The organism is Streptomyces sp. NPDC004065, from assembly GCF_044903565.1.
In the GTDB taxonomy this organism is placed as follows: domain Bacteria; phylum Actinomycetota; class Actinomycetes; order Streptomycetales; family Streptomycetaceae; genus Streptomyces.
The window spans coordinates 97,603-115,109 of record NZ_JBJDQT010000003.1; the positions used below are offsets into that span (position 1 = coordinate 97,603).

Below are 17,507 nucleotides of genomic sequence, written 5' to 3' on the forward strand. Positions count from 1 at the left end.
GCGGAAGTCCTGGCGGCCCGCCCGGACCGCCGTCGCCGGCGGCCGGCGGCTTCGGCACGGTGGCGCCCACCGGGCGTGGCGGCGCGGGCCGGGGCAGGGGGCGCGGCAGCGGGCGCGGCCCCGGACGCCGGGCGGTCCCCGTCATCGGCGTACCCCCGTCGTGCCGGCGGCGCCACGAGCGGCGCCGGCCGCCGCCGCGACCCGGCCCACCGACCGGTCCGCCCGGCGGGCCAGACCGACCACCGCGGTCAGCCGCTCCACCGCTTCCGGCACCTCCCAGTCGTCGCGCCGCAGCGCGGCGAGCGCCGTCGCCGGGGCGACCAGCAGGTCGGGGGCGCCGGTCTCCAGGGCCCGCACCAGCACCGCCCAGCCCGCCTCCCAGCGCTCCCGCCGGGGCCGTGCCCCGACGGCGGCCACCACCGCCTCCAGCGCCGCCTGCCGCAGGTCGCCCCGCTCCGGCAGCTCGGCGCGGGCCGGGTCGGCCAGCAGCGACTCCGGATCCGGCAGGTCCATCCGGTCCAGGTGGGCGAGGAGTTCGAGCCCGGGTCCGTCGCCCACCGCGCCCCGCACCAGCAGCGCCAGCACCTCCCGGGAGACCGATGCCGCCGTGCCGAAGGCCAGCAGGGTCAACGCGGCCTCCCAGCTCCTGGGGGACGGCCAGGCACCGCCGCGCCGGGTCTCGCTGCTCGGCAGCCGGTGGATCAGTGTCGGCCTGACGTCCAGGAAGCCGCAGACCGCGCGCCGGGCGAACGCCACCGCCTCCGCCAGCCGCTCCGGCTCCAGCCGGGGCAGCTCGGCCCGGGGCCAGACCCCGCCCAGACCGCGCACCACCACATCCCGGTCGTGCACCCAGTGCAGATGGACGAAGCGGTTGGCCAGCGGCGGGCTCAGCTCCCAGCCGTCCGCCGCCGAGGCACGCGGATTCGCGGCGGCCACGATCCGCACCCCCGGCGGGAGTCGCAGCTCACCCACCCTGCGCTCCAGGACCACCCGGAGCAGCGCGGCCTGGACGGCCGGGGTGGCGGTGGACAGTTCGTCCAGGAAGAGCAGTCCCCGCCCGGCCCGCACGAGTCGCACCGCCCACTGCGGTGGCGCCATCGGTACGCCCCGCACCGCCGGGTCGTCGCCCACGACGGGCAGTCCGGAGAAGTCGGACGGCTCGTGGACGCTGGCGATCACGGTGGTCAGCGGCAGGTCGAGGGAGGCCGCGAGCTGGGTCAGGGCGGCGGTCTTGCCGATGCCCGGCTCGCCCCAGAGCAGCACCGGCAGGTCGGCCGCGACGGCGAGGGTGAGTGCTTCGAGCTGTTCGTCGGGGCGTGGCTCGGTGGTCGTCGTCCGCAGGAGCGTCAGAAGGTCGCCGGCGACGGCGAGTTGAGCGCCTGTGCCGGTGGCGGTTCCCGTCGCGCCGGCGTCCGTGCCTGGTCCGGTCGTGTCGGTACGGGCGGGTGCGGGCGTGCCGCCGGCCGGGTGCGGGGTGGGCAGGAGGGCGTACGAAGTCATGGGCATCACCTGGTGTGTGGAGAAGGATGGGTGGGGGACGGTCCGTCCCCGGAGGATTCGAGGGGCGCGCGAGGCGTGCGCGGCGCGGTGTCGGGTCGGGCGAGGACGGGAGCGGGTGGAACGGCCGGCCGGTCGCGAGAGACCGATCGGTCAGCGGGAGGCCGGCCGGTCAGCCGGAGGCCGATCGGTCAACGGGAGGCCGGCCGGTCAGCCGGAGGCCGATCGGTCAACGGGAGGCCGGCCGGTCAGCCGGAGGCCGATCTGTCAACGGGAGGCCGGCCGGTCAGCCGGAGGCCGATCTGTCAGCCGGAGGCCGGCCGGTCAGCCGGAGGCCGGCCGGTCAGCCGGAGGCCGGCCGGTCAGCCGGAGGCCGATCTGTCAACGGGAGGCCGGCCGGTCAGCCGGAGGCCGATCGGTCAACGGGAGGCCGGCCGGTCAGCCGGAGACCGATCGGTCAGCCGGAGGCCGGCCGGTCAGCGGGCCAGGCCGGTGCGCGGTCGCTCCCGGCTGCTGAGCTTCAGGCGTGCCGCGGCGGCCGTGTGGCGGCCGAGCCGGGGACGGCGGCCCGCCCGCGCGTGTCCCGTGCCCGGGGAAGTACCGCCCCCGGCCGCACCGTTGCCGGTGGCGGGGTGCGGACTGCGGAGCCCCGCACGGAACAGCCCGTGGTCGACGCGGCGGTCCACGGCCGACTCCAGTTCCTGCCGCAACGGCCCGTCGCGCAGGATCGCGCCGGGCCCGAGCAGTCCCTCGACGACGGCCAGCGCCCCGGCCACGTCGCCGTGGTGCAGCCGCTCCCGGACCGCGGGCAGTTCCTGCGGGCTGCGGTGCACCGCGTCGATCGCCCGCAGGCACGGCAGCGCGGGTCCGCCGAGCGCCACCAGAAGCTCCTCGCGGCGCAGTTGGGCCGGACCGTGGTCGACGGCCGTCAGCACCCCGTCGCGCAGTGCGATCCGGTGGACCTCGCCGCGGCACTCCACCCGGTGCGGGTCGCCGGGTTCGGGAGCGGGGCCGGCCGGCGGGGCCGCGCCGGGCGCCGCCGCCGGGCCGGAGGGCGCCAGTGCCGCGGCGACGAGCGGATGCAGCCGCTCGGCCGTGAGCAGCCCGGCCCGCAGCAGCCGCAGATCCGGAAGGACCCGGGCCGCCGCCTCGGGCAGCACGGGCAGCGCGGCGGCCTCCTGCGGCGGCAGCACGTGGCCCAGCGGCCGGACGGCCGGGGCGTGACTGTCGTCGGGGGCGACGAGTTCGAGCACGGCACGGCTTCGCGTACCGAGCCGCACCGTGAACGCCCCGCGGGGGCGGCCATCGGCCCGCAGCAGCAACTCCGCCTCGGCGGCCCACCGGTCCACCGCCCACGGCACGTCCCGGACGGTGCCACGGTCGGCCCAGGCGGTGCCACGATCGGCCCGGACGGCGCCACGGTCGGCCCGATTGGCCCGATTGGCCCGGTCGGCCGGAACCGGCAGCTCCGGCGGACTGGCGGACGGCGGCGGCCCGCTCGCACCGCTGCGTCGCGCCAGCTCTCCGCACCGGCGGGCGTCCCAGAGGTGCCGGTGCAGGTCGAGCCGGAAACGCCGGTCGGGGTACGGGTGCGGGTGGGACCGCTGCGCGGCGCCGCCGGTCCCTGGCCCCTCCCACAGGGCCAGGGACATCCGCTGTCCGCCGTCCGCCCAGGCCGGCGGGGTCCGCACCACCAGATGCAGCGGCGGGTCACCGGAGCGGTCGTAACGCGCCAGACAGACCGTGAGGCCGGGCCTGAGCCGCCCGTCCGGGGCGACGCGGGGCATGTGCCAGCGCAGCAGATCCGGCGCCAGCCGGCGCAGATCGGCACGGAGCCGGGTGGTCAGATCGGTGCCGTGGCGGTCGCGCACGGCGCGCAGATCGAGATCGACGTCGATCCGGGCGGCGGCGCAGGCCCCCGCCCAGTCACCGGCCGTACGCCGCGCGGTCGCGGTCTCGATCATGGACGGTGGCACGGCGTACGCGCGCACGCGCTGCCACATCAACAGGTGGGCCGGAACGTCCGTCGCGAGGTGATGTGCCATCAGCACTCACCTTGCACGAACGATTCCCCCAATCCGCGAGAGAAGGTGTTCTTCACGCGGGCATCATAGGACACGCCTTCCGTGCCGTGCCGGCAATTGATTGCCGGGGTGGCCGGTCACGGGCGCGGTGGCCGGTCAGGGGAGGATCTCGACGTACCCGTCGGTGCCGTGCACGCGGATGCGCTGCCCGTCGCGGATGCGCCGGGTGGCCCGCTCCACACCCACCACGGCGGGCAGGCCGTACTCCCGGGCGATCACCGCGCCGTGCGTCATCAGGCCGCCCACCTCCGTCACCAGGCCCGCGATCCCGACGAACAGGGGCGACCAACTGGGGTCCGTGAAGGCGGTGACCAGGATGTCGCCCGGCTCGAGATCGGCCTCCGCCAGGTCGAGGATCACGCGGGCCCTGCCCTCCACGGTTCCGGCCGAGACCGGCAGGCCGGTCAGGGCGCCGGCCGGTACGCCGTCGCGCCGGTACGTCCCGGTGAGGCACTCGCCGTCCGAGGTCAGTACCCGGGGAGGGGTGAGCGCCTGATGGGAGCGGAAGTCCTCCTTGCGCCGCTGGATGAGCCGCTCGTCCACCCGGTGCGAGCGGGCCGCCTCGGCGAACTCCTGGAACGTGAGGTAGAAGACGTCCTCCTGGTCCCGGAGCACACGGGCCCGCACGAGCCGCCCGGCCTCCGCCAGCAGCGCCCGCTTGTAGATGAAGTAACGGGTGACGATGCCGTACTTGGGGTACTCGCGGTATCCGATGAAGGTCCGTACCCGGTCGATCATCCGCTTGGTCTCGCGGGCCTTGCGCTCGCCGTCCGGCAGGGCCCGCAGACGTGTCAGCACGTCGTGTTCCTTCCTCAGTGCCGCCTGTCGTCCCTGCTCGAAGCGGTGCCGGGCGGCGCCCGGTGCGAAGTTCCGTACGTGGTCGAGGATCAGGGGTACGAGGGTGGCGGGGCGCTCGCGCCACCGCGGCCTGGTGATGTCGATCTCGCCGGCGCAGCGCATGCCGTACCGGTCCAGGTAGTCCTCGACGGCGTCGCGTGCCTCGGTCCCGCCCGGGAGCTTCGCCAGCTCGTCCAGGAAGTCCCGGTCGGCGGCGCCGACGCCGCGCAGGAAGGCGACGACCTCGGGATGGGGGCGGATCGCGTCCGCGACGTCGAGCAGGGCCAGTCCCATCTCCGACGTGACGTTTCCGGGCGCGGACAAGGTGAGCGTGTCGGCGGCGTTCTTCTCGCCGAGCCACTCCCGCAGTTTGTCGTTGAGCCACCACGTGGCTTCCATCCCCGCCATGATCGCCTGGAGGTTCAGCGGGTCGCCGAGCACCCGCTTGTGCTCCTCGAAGGCGTCCAGCAGGAACTCGAACAGTTCCGGTCCGCTCTTCGTCCGGATGTCGCGCCCCAGGGCGGCGATGGACGCCCGGCTGCGTTCGATCAGCTCGGTGACGACGGCCGGATCGGTCGCGATCGGGGCAGGGGCGCCGCCGGACGGCCGCCCGCCGGGATCCGCGTCGGGCAGTGACGGGACGAAGTCGCCGCGTTCCAGGACCGTCTCCAGGGCGTCCGCGATCAGCGGATCGGACCTCTGCACGAGGTCGAGCAGGGCGGCACGGCTCGCGGGTGCGGCCAGGTGCCGGGTGACGTCGACGAACAGCCTGCTTCCGGCGGCGTGCATCGGCGCCATGGCCGTCAGCTGCCACACGGACAGCCCCAGGGGCTTCATCGGGTCAGTCATCATCTGCTGGTGGCCGACGGACACGTAGACGTGGTTGTCCTCGTCGTCCCTCTCGGGGACGGGGAACAGCGTGGTGACCGGACGGCTCTGGACGATGTGGAAGCCGTCGTCGGCCAGGCACCACTCGATGTCCTGCGGGCGGCCGAAGTGCGCCTCGATCCGGCGGCCGAGCCGGACCAGTTCGAGGACCTGGGGGTGTGTCAGGGCCGGCTGCGCCTGCCGGCGCGAGTCGATCGCCACTTCCCGCGTGCCGCCGCCCGGCGACGCGACGACGGCGCGCCGCTTGACGGCGATCGTCTCGGCGACGACCTCGCCGTCCCGCACCTTGAGGACGTCCGGGTCGACCGAGCCGGCGACCAGCGCCTCACCGAGTCCGAAGCCGGCGTCCACGGTGGCGGCCTTCCGGTCGCCCGTCACGGGGTCGGCGGTGAACAGGACGCCGGCGGCGTGCGGGAGGACCATCCGCTGCACCAGCACGGCCATACGGACCGTGCGGTGGTCGATGCCGTGGCGCCGGCGGTAGGCGACGGCCCGCTCGGTGAACAGCGAGGCCCAGCACCGGCTGATGTGCCGCAGGACCGACGCCGGGCCCACGACATTGAGACAGGTGTCCTGCTGGCCCGCGAACGAGGCCGTCGGCAGGTCCTCCGCCGTCGCGCTGGACCGGACGGCGTAGGCGTCGTGTTCACCGTGCCGGACGAGTGCGCGGGTGATCTCCGCGGCGAGCTCGTCCGGGACGGTGACGTCCTCGACGGTCCGGCGGATCTCCGCGCTGAGCGCCCGGATGGCCTCCCGGTCGTCCGGGTCCGTACGCGACAGCTGATCGAGCCGGTCGTCGAGCGACGGCGCCTGGGCCATGACCCGGCGGAAGGCGTCCGTCGTCACACAGAAGCCGGGCGGCACGCGGAGACCGGCGATCTGTGCCAGCCGTCCCAGGTTCGCGGCCTTGCCGCCGACAGCCGCGGCCCGGCTGTCGCCGGCCTCCCGCAGATCCAGCACGTACGGCCCGGTCATCGGCCCCCCTCCGGAACCGCCGTGCGCCCTCGCCCCGCACCGGCCGACCGGCGCCCGGGCATCCCCTGCCCCACGGCACTTCGTGGTGGACACGTCCTCAACTCTTCATCCCTCCGATGGGCCACCGGCCGGCGACGGCGCCGGGCGGCGCACTCCGCCCGGACCGCCGCAGCTCCGTTTCCGCTGGTGGCGGGCTGGGCGGACGATTCTGCGCCACGGGAGGGGCCTTGCCGCAAGCCCCCCTGTGCGCTATAAGTTGAGAGTGGCAAGGAGAGCGCTCCTTGCCTTTTCGTTTTCCGCCCGGGGGGTATTCCCGCCCGGAGATCCCCGCCCGGGGGGTATTCCCGCCCCGGAGGGTCCTCTCGCCTCACGCCCGAAGCGCCCGTCCACCCCCGGACGGGGTGGGCGGGCGCCAGGCCGGTGCCGTGGAACAGCACGGGTGCGCCGGGGGGCTCGCCGAGCAGCGCGGCCGGGGCTCCGCCGCCGCTGCGGATGCGGGCAGTCGTGGACGGCTGGGTCGGGTTCCCGCGTCACGGGGCTCCTTCCGCGCCGGCGGGCCTGCCGGTGCGGACCGCGGGAGGCGGGGACAGCGCGTTCAGGCGGTCGCGCAGGGCATCCCGGAGGGCGTCCAGGCCTTCGCCCGTCCGGGCGGACACGACGACGGCGGCCGGGTGGAGCCGCCGCAGCACGGCCAGATGCCCGGGTTCGGCGAGGTCCGCCTTGTTCAGCACCAGCAGTTCCGGCACGTCCTGGGCGCCGATGTCGCGCAGTACCTGGTGGACGGTGGCGATGTGCTCGGTGGCCTGCGGGGAGGAGGCGTCGACGACGTGCAGGGCCAGGTCCGCCCGCGCGACCTCCTCGAGCGTCGACCGGAAGGCGTCGACGAGTTGGTGCGGGAGGTGGCGGACGAAGCCGACGGTGTCGGTGAGGGTGCAGGTCGGACCGTCCGGGATGCGCAGTCGGCGCACCAAGGGGTCCAGGGTGGCGAACAGGACGTCGGCGACCTCGGCGTCGGCGCCCGCCAAGCGGTTGAGCAGGGCCGACTTGCCGGCGTTGGTGTATCCGGTGATCGCGACGGACGGGACGCGCTCGCGCAGCCGGCGCCGCCGCGTCACCTCCCGCCTGCGAGCGGTACGGCGCACCTGTTCGTTCAGGGTCCGCATGCGCCGGCGCAGATGGCGTCGCCGGATCTCCAGACGCATCTCGCCGCGTCCGCGTACGCCGATCCCCGCACCGCCGGCCGTCCGGCCGCCGCCGATCCGGGACATCTCCCGGCCGTGGCCGCGCAGCCTCGGCAACTCATAGGCCAGCTGGGCCAGTTCGACCTGTGCCTTGCCCTCGGAACTGCGGGCGTGCTCGCCGAAGATGTCCAGGATGAGTCCGGTGCGGTCGACCACCCGCGCTCCGACACGGTCCTCCAGGCCGCGCACCTGGGCCGGGGTCAGCTCCCCGTCGACGATCACCAGGTCCGCCTGCCGGGTCCCGACCAGCTCGGCGAGCTCCTGGACCTTCCCCGAGCCGAGGTACGTCGCCGGGTCCGGGCGCCGGCGTACCTGTACCGTCCGGTCCACCACCTCGATGCCGTCGGTCGCGGCCAGGCGCTCCAGCTCGTCCAGGGAGTCCGCCACCGCGGAGTCCGCGCCGTCGCGGTGACCGATCGCGAGCAGAACGGCGCGCCATCTGCGCGGTTCCGCCCCGGCGACGCTCGTCGTTCCGGGTCGCTCCCCCGTCAGCCATGTGCCTGGCATGATCGTCTCCGCTCCTGCCGAAGGGCGTCCGCCTCCATGGGTCCCGGGCCTTTCCCAGGTACCCCTCGGCGGCGGTGCAAGCCTTCGTCACGCGCACGGAAGGCCGGAGGCGTCCGCGCCCGGCACCCACCACCCGGCGTCACGGTCGGCGTCATGGTCCGGCGTCACGGTCCGGCGCGCGGCTGTGGACATCGCGGGAGGACGAGCCAAGGTGACCCCCTTCCGGGCCAGAGGGGCGCCACCCCGGTCCTCGGCCGCTGCACGCGTCCGGCGGCGGGCCCGGCGGATACGGGGGCCCCGGCGGATACGGGGGCCCCGGCGGGTACGGGGGGCCCGGCGGATGCGGGGGGGGTGCGGCGCTTGCGTTCAGCGAGCGGCGGATCCGGCTTCGTCCGACGGGCCACCGCCGGTCAGGAGCGGGGCGCTGCGGATGAGGCGCAGTGCCGTGGTGAGGAGGAGACCGCCCACGACGTTGCCCAGGACCGCCCAGGCCAGCCACCCGAGCCAGTCGGCATAGCCGTAGGACGCGCCCGCGTGCAGGCCGGCGAACGCGATCAGGGAGTCCAGGACCGAGTGCCACAGCCCGAGTCCGGCCAGGACGAACGCGGTGGCGATCGAGGCAGTGATCTTTCCGGTCATGGAGTCGGTGCCGTGGTGCATGCGGGTCATGAGCGTGATGACCCCGCCGCCCAGCACGGCGAGGCAGAAGGTGCTCAGCGTGAAGCCGCCGTCCACGAAGTGCGCGCCCGCGGTGGCCGCGGTGCGACGCAGCTCCGGGAACGCCTGAACGACCAGCCAGACGAACGCCCATCCGCCGACCAGGTTCATCACCAGGACCGTCAGCCACATACGGGCCAGGTGCCGCCAGGTCGCCGCGCCCGCGATCACGGTGGCGACCGGTACGAGAAAGCCCTCCGTGAACAGTTCGCTGTGTCCGAGCAGCAGGGCGACGAAGCCCACGGAGAAGGCCAGCCCGGCCAGCAGCTCACTGCCCGTGTCGTGCCGGACGAACAGCAGCGTCATGACGCCGACACCGACGTCTATGCCCCCGAGCAGCGACGTGGCCACCAAGGACGTCCAGGTGCGGTGCAGCCGTGGCCGGCCCTCGGCGACGATGCGCTCGGCCGCTTCGGCGACCCGTGGCTCCCCCGGGCCCCGCATGACCGGATGATCGGGCTCCATTGCGACGGACCCGCTAGGCCGGTTCCGGGCCGCCCGGCGGGGACGGCCCGGCCGCCCCCGGCCCGTGACGGACGAAGAGCGGATGCGGGAACGGCATCTGCATGGGCGCCTCCCTCGGCGACGCACGGCACGGGATTCGCCACCCGTGGATGCCGAGTGCCCACAGGCTCGCCCGGAGACACGTGCCGCGGTGCCCGCGCGCGGGGTACGGCGCGGACGGCCGGTGTCCGGCTGTCGTCCGGCGATCCGGTCAGGTCGTCGTCCCCGGCTCCGGCTCGCCGCCCCGGGCACGCAGTTCCTCGTTGATGCGCTGGGCTTCCTCGAGCTGGTCCTCGAGGATGACGATGCGGCAGGCGGCCTCGATGGGAGTCCCCTGGTCCACGAGCGCCCGGGCGCGGGCTGCGATGCGCAGCTGGTAGCGGGAGTAACGGCGGTGGCCGCCTTCGGAGCGCAGCGGAGTGATCAGGCGGTGTTCCCCGAGGGCACGGAGGAAGGCGGGGGTGGTGCCCAGCATCTCGGCGGCCCGGCCCATCGTGTAGGCGGGGTAGTCGTCGTCGTCGAGAGGGGCGACGGGGCGGGTAGGGGAAGGGGGCATCGACCTCTTCTTTCGGGGGCACGCGTCGGGGGGCCCGGGTGCCGTGCGGCACCCGGGCCCCGAGCTTTCAACACCATCCGCCGGCCTGCTCGGCCGGCCTTCTGTTCCGCAGGTTCCGCCTGGGAGGGCCGGACTGCGGGGATCGTCTGTGCGTGACCGGGAACCACCTTCCAATCCTGGCCGTGCGGTACCCGGGCGGACTGCTCCTCGCCCGGGCGATCCTGATGGCGTTTCGCTCCTTACCTTTGGTTTCTCGGCTTCACTGACGGATTACGCGGGTACTGCGCACGACCCTTCGGGGCCGCGTCCTGCTTGATCTGCGTGCGCGGCGGTCCGTCCGTGCCGCGCCCTTGTCGACTTCCTCGGTACACCAGAATGATATGCCTCCACGCGCCAATGTCTACTGTGGCGGCGACAGATTTTCTCCCGAATGGGCGAACGGAGTTCTACGACCGGGCGTACGTAGTTCTACGTCTGGGCGTACGTAGTTCTACGTCTGGGCGTACGGAGGTCTGCCGGTTCACCGGCTCCGGCGGGTGCCCGGGCGGGCGTTCAGCCGGGCGGCCTGGCGTGTCAGGTGGTCGCGCTCGGCGAGGTTGGGCGCCCGGTGGGCCGCCTCGGCGTACAGCCGCGCCGCCGTGGCCAGGTCGCCATCGCGCTGGTGGAGGTACGCCGCCGCCGCGGTGTGGCGGGGCAGCGAGGGGTCCAGCGCCGCGAGCTCCGCCAGGCCGGCGCGCGGTCCGTCGGCCTCCCCGACGGCCACCGCGCGGTTGAGCCGGACGACCGGGCTGTCGGTCAGGCGTACGAGCTCGTCGTACCACTCGACGATCTGCACCCAGTCGGTCTCGGCGGCGGTGGGCGCGTCGGCGTGGAGCGCGGCGATGGCCGCCTGGGCCTGGAACTCGCCCAGCCGGTCACGGGCGAGGGCCGCCTGGAGGACGGCGACGCCCCCGGCGATCGACGCGGTGTCCCAGAGGGACCGGTCCTGCTCGGCGAGCGGCACCAGGCTGCCGTCGGGCGCGGTACGGGCGGCACGCCGGGCGTGGTGGAGCAGCATGAGGGCGAGCAGCCCGGCCACCTCGGGGTGGTCGATGACGGCCGGCAGTTGCCGGGTGAGCCGGATGGCCTCGGCGGCGAGGTCGACGTCGCCGGAGTAGCCCTCATTGAAGACGAGGTACAGCACCCGCAGCACGGTGGCGACGTCGCCGGGCCGGTCGAAGCGCACGCCGGAGACGGTGCGCTTGGCCCGGCTGATGCGCTGGGCCATGGTCGCCTCGGGCACCAGGTAGGCCCGGGCGATCTGGCGGGTGGTCAGCCCGCCGACGGCGCGCAGGGTGAGCGCGACCGCCGAGGCCGGGGTCAGCGACGGGTGGGCGCACAGGAAGTACAGCTGGAGGGTGTCGTCCGCGGCGGGCACCGGACCGGGCGCCGGCTCCCCTTCGACGCGGTCCTCACGCCGGCGGCGGGCGGCGTCGGCGCGCGTGGCGTCGAGGAACTTGCGCCAGGCCACGGTGACCAGCCAGCCCTTGGCGTCCCGGACGGGGTCTCCCCCGCCGGCCCCGGGGTCCTGGGCGGGGCCGGCCGCCGGGACCCGCAGCGCCTCGACCAGTGCCTCCTGCACGGCGTCCTCGGCCGCCGCGAAGTCGGCTCCGCGGCGGACGAGGACGGTGAGCACGCCCGGTATGAGGGTGCGGAGTTCGGCCTCGTCCACGGGGGAGGTCAATCCGTGACGGTGGGGGGCGCGGTCAGGAACGGGCGGACCTCCAGCCACTCGTGGATCGGCCGGCCGCCCGCCCCGGGGGCGGCCGACAGCTCCCCGGCCAGCTCGACGGCGCGCTCGTGGCTGTCGACGTCGATGATCATCCAGCCCGCGATGAGGTCCTTCGTCTCGGCGAACGGCCCGTCGGTGACCGGCGGGCGCCCCTCGCCGTCGTAGCGGACCCACTCCCCCTCGGGGGCGAGCGCCTGGCCGTCGACGAACTCGCCGGTCTTCTCCAGCCGGGCCGCGAAGTCGTGCATGTACTGCATGTGGGCCGAGATCTCCTCCGGGCTCCACCGGTCCATCGGCACGTCGTTGACCGGAGCCGGGGCACCGCGGTAGTGCTTCAGCAGCAGGTACTTGGCCATCGTGGACTCTCCTCGGTGCTCGTGCGGCCCATTGTGGCCGCGTTCACCCCAGGGACGGAGCCCGACGCGGGTTCTCGACATCGCCGCCGCATCCTTTTCCGCGGGTCTTCCTCTCCGTGCGCCGCTCGCCTCGCGGTACTTCCGGTGATCCCGTAGGGTCGCGGTGCCGCCCACGACAGGAGGGCGGCGTGCCCCTTCCCGTGCGCGGGACAGTCCGCGCCGTCCAGCGGACCGGCGGACGTCTGCCGTGGGGTGGCGGGCAGGCTGCGGCTCGTGCGATGGAGGAGTGCCCATGTCGGGCCGGTTCGAGGCGACGACCGAGATCGACCGCCCGGTCGCGGCGGTGTTCGACTACCTGGCCGACGGGCGCAACGATCCGCAGTTCAGCCCCCGCGTGCTCAGGATCGAGCGGACACCGGACACCCCGACCGCCGTCGGTACGGTCTTCCGCAGCACGGTCAAGGACGCGGGCATGAAGACCGCCAGGGAGTTCCGCATCACCGAACTGGAAGCCCCGGCGAGGATCCGGTGGGCCGAGGTCTCGAAGAACAGTGTCACGGTGCGCGAAGGCGGCTACGACCTGGAGCCACTGGCCGACGGCGGGACACGCGTCCGTATCTTCAACGTCCTGGACGGGCACGGTCTCGGCAAGCTCCTCGTCGGCCTGGCGCTCGCCGCCGCCCGCAAGGACGCCGACGCCTTCGGCGGCCGGATCAAGGCAGCGGCGGAAGCGGCGATCGCCCGGCCCTGACGTCGGCCCGCTCACTTGCCCTGCGCGGGGCCGGACCAGCCGGCGGACCGGCCGGCCGACCGCGCCGCGCGGCGGGGCCGCCGCTCAGCGGCCCGCGTACAGCGTCTCGAGGTCCCCCGACAGCCCCGCGCGTACCCGCTGGGTGCCTTCGTCGACCAGGACCTCGGGTTCGTCGCCGCGCAGGGCGTTCATCGTCTTCTCCGCCACGTCGGAGGCGAGGATCTTCGGCGCGTCGATGCCCGTCGCCAGGTCGGTGTCCACATAGCCGGCGTGCACGCCGACCACCAGCGTGCCCTGCTCCCGCAGCGCCATCCGGAAGGCGTTGGTCAGCGACCACTGGGCGGACTTCGACGCCGCGTAGCCCGGCAGGCGCCGGTTGGCCACCCAGGACGCCACGGACAGCATGTTGACGAGCGCTCCGCCCCCGTTGGCGGCCAGCACCGGCGCGAAGGCGCGCGAGACAGCCCAGGTGCCGAAGTAGTTGACCTCCATCTCGCGCCGCGCGCCGTCGAAGGACCCCTCGAGGAGGGAGGGGCCCCCGGCGACGCCGGCGTTGTTGACGACGATGCTGACGTCGTCGGCGGTACGTGCGGCCGTGGCGACCTGGTCCTCGTCGGTGACGTCCAGCCGCAGCGGGGTCAGCCCGGGCTCACGCAGGCTCTCCGGGTCCCGGACACCGGCGTACACCTTGCCGGCCCCGTGAGCGAGCAGTGCCTGGGCGAAGGCCAGTCCGATGCCGCGGTTGGCTCCTGTGACCAGAGCTGCCGAACCGTCGATGTCCATGGTCGACCCTCCTGTGGCGGATGCCCGCGGCTGGTCGGAGGTGCGGTCCACCTGGATGCGCCCGGACATCCGGTCTCGGCCCGTGGTGCCAGTGTCCTCTGGAGCGTTGCTGATCGCCTTTCGGCACCGCGGGGATGTCCTTGCGGCACCGCGGGGACCGCTTTTCGGCACCGGCACCGTGGGGATCGCCTCTCGGCACCAGGGGGCGGGCAGTGGCACTCCGCCAGAACCCCCGGCCCGGTGCGTGTCACAGCCGGGCGGGCTGTGCTGTCAGTAGTACGTCATACGCAACAGCGACCAGGAGCAAGGAACCATGGATTCGCGCATCGACTACTTCGGCAGCCCCCTCGCGGCCAAGGTGATGAGGCACTTCAACTCGGCCAACAAGGTGCTGTCGGACTCGGCTCTGCCGGCCGCCACCCAGGAGCTGGTGAAGATCCGCGCCAGCCAGATCAACGGCTGCGGCTTCTGCACCGACATGCACACCAAGGACGCGGCGGCCGCCGGCGAGACCGCGCAGCGGCTCCACCTGGTCGCCGCCTGGCGGGAGGCCACGGTGTTCACCGAGGCCGAGCGCGCCGCCCTCGAACTGGCCGAGCAGGGCACCCGTGTCGCCGACGCCGCGGGCGGCGTGAGCGACGAGGCGTGGGCCGCCGCCGCCAGGCACTACGACGAGGAGCAGCTCGCCGCGCTCATCTCCCTGATCGCGCTGATCAACGCCTACAACCGCGTCAACATCATCAACCGGCAGCCCGCCGGCGACTACCGGCCGGGCCAGTTCGGCTGAGCCGGGCACCCCGGCACCGGCGGCACATCCACGGTCCGTCCCCACGCCGGAAGCCCGGCCGGGGACGGGCCCCTGCGCAGTCCCGGGACCCCGTGCGAGGGAGGACGCCGTATGGACACCGCGAAGGACGTCCTGCCGATCGAGGAACTGCTGGCCGAGCGACGGCATCTGCTGGAGGTGGCCCGCCGGACGCTGGGCGAGGGCCCGGATGCCGAGAGCGTCGTCGAGGAGACCTACCGGCGCTGGTACGCCCTGCCCGCCCCGGCACGGGCCGGGATCACGGCGCCGCGCGCCTGGCTCGCGCAGGTCGCGGGCGGCATCTGCCGGGACCGGCCGGCCCGGTACGGCGTGCCCGAACGGCCTCAGACCCGCGCCGCCGCCCCTCCCCCGGACCGGGCGGGGTCCGGCGCCGGACCCGCCGCACCGGCACGCCGCGGCCCGCGGGGCCCGCGGTCCTCCCCGGTCCCGGCGTGGCAGCACGACACCGTGGTCGCGGCCGTCCGGCAGGCCTGCGCGACACAGGACGCGGCGCTGCTCGCCTCCTTGCTGGCGTCCGACGTGACGGCGGTCTTCGACGGCGGCGGCAAGGTGCGCGCCCTGACCGGACCCGTCCACGGCGGCCGGCAGGTCGCCCGCAGCCTGCTGGCCCTGCTCGCCCGCGGCCCGCTGACCAGCCTGCACACCCACCCGGTCAACGGCCGCACCGCGATCGTCGTACGCCACGAGCGGCGGGTGGTGGCGGTGATCGGCCTCGACGTGGCCGGCCCCCACGTCGTCCGCATCTGGGTGGTGCTCAACCCCGACAAGCTCCGCCTGTGGAACCCGCCTCCATCGGCCGGCGCACGGTGAGGACGGTGGCGCGCACGCCACCGCACTAGCATGGAGAACTCGGACCCCCGAAGGGACCACCATGCACGCCGGTGACTCCGACTCCCTCGACCGGGCGGCGAGCGACTTCATGGCGGCGCGGCCGAAGCTCTTCGGCATCGCGTACCGGGTGCTCGGCAGCGCGGTCGAGGCCGAGGACATCGTGCAGGACACCTGGCTGCGCTGGCAGAAGGCGGACCGCGCCCAGGTGGTGGAGCCGGCCGCCTTCCTCGCCACGGTCACCACCCGCCTGGCCATCAACCAGGCGCAGTCCGCGCGGGTGCGGCGGGAGTCGTACGTCGGGCCGTGGCTGCCCGAGCCCGTCGACACCAGTCACGACCCGCAGGTGGGCGCGGAGCGGGCGGAGGCGCTGGAACTCGCGGTGCTGCTCCTGCTGGAGAAGCTCAACCCCGTGGAGCGGGCCGCATATGTGCTCCGGGAGGCCTTCGACTACCCGTACCGGCAGGTGGCCGGCATTCTGGAGACGAGTGAGGCCAACGCCCGCCAGCTGGTGAGCCGGGCGCGCAAGCACCTGGCCGCCGAACGCAGGGAGCGCGTCAGCCCCACCGATCACCGGCGCCTGCTGGAGGTGTTCGTCAAGGCCGCGCAGACCGGCGATCTGGCGAAGCTGGAGGACCTGCTCTCCGCGGACGTCGTCAGCTACGCCGACGGCGGCGGCATGCGCGGAGCGTCGAGGATCCCGGTCGTCGGACGGCCGCACGTCTCCAAGTACCTGGTCGCGTTCGCGCCGCGGTTCTGGCCGGGGACGGACGTCCGCTGGGTGGAGGCCAACGGCCGGCCCGCCGTCCTCATCCGCTCCGGTACCGGCGAGGCCATGGCGCTGCTGGCCGTCGACGTCTCCCCCGACGGCATCGACCGGATCATGTGGGTGATGAACCCGGCGAAGCTGAGGCCCTACGTGAACGCCCTGGCCGGCTGAACGCCCCGGCCGGCCGAGCGCCCCGCCTCGGAGCCCGCCCGGCCCCGGCCGTGTCACAAACGGCGCGACGGTCCGGTCGTACCGGGTGACACCGAGGATCGGAGCAATCGTGGCTGTCAGCGAACGACGTCTTTCCACCATGGTGCTGGTCCTCGGCACCGGCGGGGCCGGCCTGCGCCCGGCGATCGAAACTCGCCGAGTGACCGGCCCCCACAGCGCCACGCACAGGAAACCCCGGAAAGGATCCCCATCATGAAGGTCGTAGTGATCGGCGGTACCGGCCTCATCGGCTCCAAGCTGGTCGGCGAGCTCGCCGAGCACGGTCACGAGGCGGTGCCCGCCGCTCCCGGCACCGGCGTCAACACACTGACGGGTGAGGGTCTGCCCGAGGTCCTGCGGGGCGCGTCGGTCGTGGTCGACGTGTCGAACTCGCCGTCCTTCGCGGACGACGCGGTCATGGACTTCTTCCGCACCTCCACCGCCAACCTCCTCAAGGCGGAGGCGGAGGCCGGGGTCACGCACCATGTGGCGCTGTCCGTGGCCGGCACCGAGCGACTGCAGCAGAGCGGCTACTTCCGCGCCAAGCAGGCGCAGGAGGAGCTGATCGAGGACTCGGGCATCCCGTACTCGATCGTCCACGCCACCCAGTTCTTCGAGTTCTGGCAGGGCATCGCCGCCGAGGCGACCGACGGCGACACCGTGCGGGTGGCGCCGGTGCGGATCCGGCCCGTCCACTCCGACGAGGTGGCCGCCGCCGTGGGCCGTACCGCCGTGGGCGCGCCCGTCGACGGTGTGGTGGAGGTCGCCGGCCCCGACACCTTCCGGCTCGACGAGCTGATCCGCGAGGGCCTGTCCGGCCTGGACGACCCCCGTACGGTCGTCGCGGACCCGCGCGCCCGCTACTTCGGCGCCGAACTCCAGGAGGACACCCTGCTGCCCGGCCCGGACGCGCACATCGGCGGGATCCGTTTCACCGACTGGCTCGCCCGGCAGAGCTGACCCCGCAAGGCCGCCGCGTGCCGCGTTCCCCGTCCGGGGACCGCGGTGCCGTGTGGGCGGCCGGGCGGCCGATGCGGTCAGTCGTGGGGCGGCAGATGTCGGATGCGGTGGTCCGCGACGTTCAGCGCCTCGTCGACCAGTCGGCGCAGATGGCCGTGGCGCAGGCGGTAGACGACCCGTCGTCCCTCCTTGCGGGTGGTGACCAGGCCGGCCAGCCGCAGCCGGGCCAGGTGCCGGCTGACCGAGGTCCGCGTCGCCCCGGTCGCCGCCGTCAGCGTGGTGACGTCGGCCTCGCCCTCGCCGAGCCGTCGCAGCAGCGCCAGGCGGGTCCGGTCCGCGAGCAGGGCGAGCACCTCCGCCGCCACCGCGACGCGTTCGCCCTCGTCCGGCTGTTGCGAGGCGGGCGCAGCTGATAGGTGCATGCGTGCGTCCATACGCACATAATGG

General features: G+C 74.2%; 15 protein-coding genes. 5 read left to right on the forward strand and 10 right to left on the reverse strand.

Annotated features, from left to right (window positions below):
- Positions 1 to 141: 141 nt before the first annotated feature.
- The 8 genes from ACI2LW_RS06650 to ACI2LW_RS06685 all read right to left on the reverse strand — a co-directional run bounded on the left by ACI2LW_RS06650 (position 142) and on the right by ACI2LW_RS06685 (position 11,933).
- On the reverse strand, positions 142 to 1,500 hold the full coding sequence (locus ACI2LW_RS06650) for an AAA family ATPase (RefSeq protein WP_404730048.1): 1,359 nt from the start codon (positions 1,498 to 1,500) through the stop codon (positions 142 to 144).
- Positions 1,501 to 1,973: 473 nt separating this feature from the next.
- Positions 1,974 to 3,542, reverse strand: a complete 1,569-nt coding sequence (locus tag ACI2LW_RS06655; RefSeq protein WP_404730049.1) for a hypothetical protein — start codon at positions 3,540 to 3,542, stop codon at positions 1,974 to 1,976.
- Positions 3,543 to 3,677: 135 nt separating this feature from the next.
- On the reverse strand, positions 3,678 to 6,281 hold the full coding sequence (gene rph / locus ACI2LW_RS06660; RefSeq protein ID WP_404730050.1) for a rifamycin-inactivating phosphotransferase: 2,604 nt from the start codon (positions 6,279 to 6,281) through the stop codon (positions 3,678 to 3,680).
- A 530-nt stretch (positions 6,282 to 6,811) separates the two neighbouring features.
- Positions 6,812 to 8,029 carry a GTPase HflX gene (hflX, locus tag ACI2LW_RS06665; protein WP_404730051.1) on the reverse strand — a complete coding sequence of 406 codons (1,218 nt, stop codon included), beginning with the start codon at positions 8,027 to 8,029 and terminating at the stop codon, positions 6,812 to 6,814.
- Positions 8,030 to 8,395: 366 nt separating this feature from the next.
- Complete coding sequence (locus ACI2LW_RS06670; RefSeq protein ID WP_404730052.1) at positions 8,396 to 9,190, reverse strand: formate/nitrite transporter family protein; 795 nt, start codon at positions 9,188 to 9,190, stop codon at positions 8,396 to 8,398.
- 271 nt (positions 9,191 to 9,461) lie between these two features.
- On the reverse strand, positions 9,462 to 9,806 hold the full coding sequence (locus ACI2LW_RS06675; RefSeq protein WP_404730053.1) for a MerR family transcriptional regulator: 345 nt from the start codon (positions 9,804 to 9,806) through the stop codon (positions 9,462 to 9,464).
- 520 nt (positions 9,807 to 10,326) lie between these two features.
- Positions 10,327 to 11,517, reverse strand: a complete 1,191-nt coding sequence (locus ACI2LW_RS06680; RefSeq protein ID WP_404730194.1) for an RNA polymerase sigma factor — start codon at positions 11,515 to 11,517, stop codon at positions 10,327 to 10,329.
- Positions 11,518 to 11,525: 8 nt separating this feature from the next.
- Positions 11,526 to 11,933: a YciI family protein gene (locus tag ACI2LW_RS06685; protein WP_404730054.1), complete on the reverse strand. Its 408-nt coding sequence runs from the start codon at positions 11,931 to 11,933 to the stop codon at positions 11,526 to 11,528.
- Between the two features lie 292 nt (positions 11,934 to 12,225).
- On the opposite strand from ACI2LW_RS06685, the gene ACI2LW_RS06690 reads away from it, so the two are divergent.
- The gene (locus ACI2LW_RS06690; protein ID WP_404730055.1) at positions 12,226 to 12,684 is read left to right on the forward strand and encodes an SRPBCC family protein; all 459 of its coding nucleotides are present in this window, start codon (positions 12,226 to 12,228) and stop codon (positions 12,682 to 12,684) included.
- 84 nt (positions 12,685 to 12,768) lie between these two features.
- Here ACI2LW_RS06690 and ACI2LW_RS06695 read toward each other — a convergent pair whose 3' ends face one another.
- A complete protein-coding gene (locus ACI2LW_RS06695) occupies positions 12,769 to 13,467 on the reverse strand; it encodes an SDR family oxidoreductase (protein WP_404730056.1) in 699 nt (232 codons plus the stop codon).
- A gap of 313 nt (positions 13,468 to 13,780) precedes the next feature.
- Between ACI2LW_RS06695 and ACI2LW_RS06700 the strand changes: the two genes are divergently transcribed.
- The 4 genes from ACI2LW_RS06700 (at position 13,781) to ACI2LW_RS06715 (ending at position 17,060) form a co-directional block, all read left to right on the forward strand.
- Positions 13,781 to 14,254, forward strand: coding sequence for a carboxymuconolactone decarboxylase family protein (locus ACI2LW_RS06700; RefSeq protein WP_404730057.1), 474 nt, complete (start codon positions 13,781 to 13,783; stop codon positions 14,252 to 14,254).
- Between the two features lie 111 nt (positions 14,255 to 14,365).
- Complete coding sequence (locus tag ACI2LW_RS06705) at positions 14,366 to 15,103, forward strand: RNA polymerase subunit sigma (RefSeq protein ID WP_404730058.1); 738 nt, start codon at positions 14,366 to 14,368, stop codon at positions 15,101 to 15,103.
- A 61-nt stretch (positions 15,104 to 15,164) separates the two neighbouring features.
- A complete protein-coding gene (locus ACI2LW_RS06710) occupies positions 15,165 to 16,061 on the forward strand; it encodes an RNA polymerase sigma-70 factor (RefSeq protein WP_404730059.1) in 897 nt (298 codons plus the stop codon).
- A 252-nt stretch (positions 16,062 to 16,313) separates the two neighbouring features.
- On the forward strand, positions 16,314 to 17,060 hold the full coding sequence (locus tag ACI2LW_RS06715; protein WP_404730060.1) for an SDR family oxidoreductase: 747 nt from the start codon (positions 16,314 to 16,316) through the stop codon (positions 17,058 to 17,060).
- 77 nt (positions 17,061 to 17,137) lie between these two features.
- On the opposite strand, the gene ACI2LW_RS06720 is transcribed toward ACI2LW_RS06715, so the two are convergent.
- Positions 17,138 to 17,494 (reverse strand): metalloregulator ArsR/SmtB family transcription factor, encoded by a 357-nt coding sequence (locus ACI2LW_RS06720; protein ID WP_404730061.1) that lies wholly within the window; start codon positions 17,492 to 17,494, stop codon positions 17,138 to 17,140.
- Between the last annotated feature and the right edge of the window lie 13 nt (positions 17,495 to 17,507).

What these genes read in the sequence shown, in the direction of transcription:
- ACI2LW_RS06685 (WP_404730054.1), bottom strand. Translation starts at nt 11,933, where the DNA reads ATGGCCAAGTACCTGCTGCTGAAGCACTACCGCGGTGCCCCGGCTCCG.
- ACI2LW_RS06650 (WP_404730048.1), bottom strand. Translation starts at nt 1,500, where the DNA reads ATGACTTCGTACGCCCTCCTGCCCACCCCGCACCCGGCCGGCGGCACG.
- ACI2LW_RS06710 (WP_404730059.1), top strand. Translation starts at nt 15,165, where the DNA reads ATGCACGCCGGTGACTCCGACTCCCTCGACCGGGCGGCGAGCGACTTC.
- ACI2LW_RS06655 (WP_404730049.1), bottom strand. Translation starts at nt 3,542, where the DNA reads ATGGCACATCACCTCGCGACGGACGTTCCGGCCCACCTGTTGATGTGG.
- ACI2LW_RS06690 (WP_404730055.1), top strand. Translation starts at nt 12,226, where the DNA reads ATGTCGGGCCGGTTCGAGGCGACGACCGAGATCGACCGCCCGGTCGCG.
- ACI2LW_RS06695 (WP_404730056.1), bottom strand. Translation starts at nt 13,467, where the DNA reads ATGGACATCGACGGTTCGGCAGCTCTGGTCACAGGAGCCAACCGCGGC.
- ACI2LW_RS06705 (WP_404730058.1), top strand. Translation starts at nt 14,366, where the DNA reads ATGGACACCGCGAAGGACGTCCTGCCGATCGAGGAACTGCTGGCCGAG.
- ACI2LW_RS06675 (WP_404730053.1), bottom strand. Translation starts at nt 9,806, where the DNA reads ATGCCCCCTTCCCCTACCCGCCCCGTCGCCCCTCTCGACGACGACGAC.
- ACI2LW_RS06715 (WP_404730060.1), top strand. Translation starts at nt 16,314, where the DNA reads ATGAAGGTCGTAGTGATCGGCGGTACCGGCCTCATCGGCTCCAAGCTG.
- rph (WP_404730050.1), bottom strand. Translation starts at nt 6,281, where the DNA reads ATGACCGGGCCGTACGTGCTGGATCTGCGGGAGGCCGGCGACAGCCGG.
- hflX (WP_404730051.1), bottom strand. Translation starts at nt 8,029, where the DNA reads ATGCCAGGCACATGGCTGACGGGGGAGCGACCCGGAACGACGAGCGTC.
- ACI2LW_RS06720 (WP_404730061.1), bottom strand. Translation starts at nt 17,494, where the DNA reads ATGGACGCACGCATGCACCTATCAGCTGCGCCCGCCTCGCAACAGCCG.
- ACI2LW_RS06700 (WP_404730057.1), top strand. Translation starts at nt 13,781, where the DNA reads ATGGATTCGCGCATCGACTACTTCGGCAGCCCCCTCGCGGCCAAGGTG.
- ACI2LW_RS06670 (WP_404730052.1), bottom strand. Translation starts at nt 9,190, where the DNA reads ATGCGGGGCCCGGGGGAGCCACGGGTCGCCGAAGCGGCCGAGCGCATC.